Genomic DNA, 207 nt, shown 5'->3' with positions numbered 1-207 from the left:
TTTTTTACTGTGACTCTTCCAGAGCTCGCAGGCTCTTTGGCATCTCGAATTAATGATAACTTTCAAGTTCTCAAGCCAGCATCTTCGAGTTGAACGAGTATATATAGAACAACTACTGCCTCTTCTTCCCATTAAGCATATATCCCAGTTAACGGGCGTTCATTGGCACACGATTAAAGAGATAGATAAACGCCGACTTAAACAAGT

Annotated in this window: 1 pseudogene; it reads left to right on the top strand. The window is 40.6% G+C overall.

The window, feature by feature from the left end:
- Window positions 1-94 precede the first annotated feature (94 nt).
- Window positions 95-207, top strand: a pseudogene (locus Q1A70_RS20840) (transposase family protein); the annotation flags it as partial.

The organism is uncultured Vibrio sp. (assembly GCF_947488985.1).
In the GTDB taxonomy this organism is placed as follows: Bacteria; Pseudomonadota; Gammaproteobacteria; order Enterobacterales; family Vibrionaceae; genus Vibrio.
The sequence above is the reverse complement of the archived record's forward strand: the minus strand, read 5'-3'. Positions and strand labels throughout refer to the sequence as shown.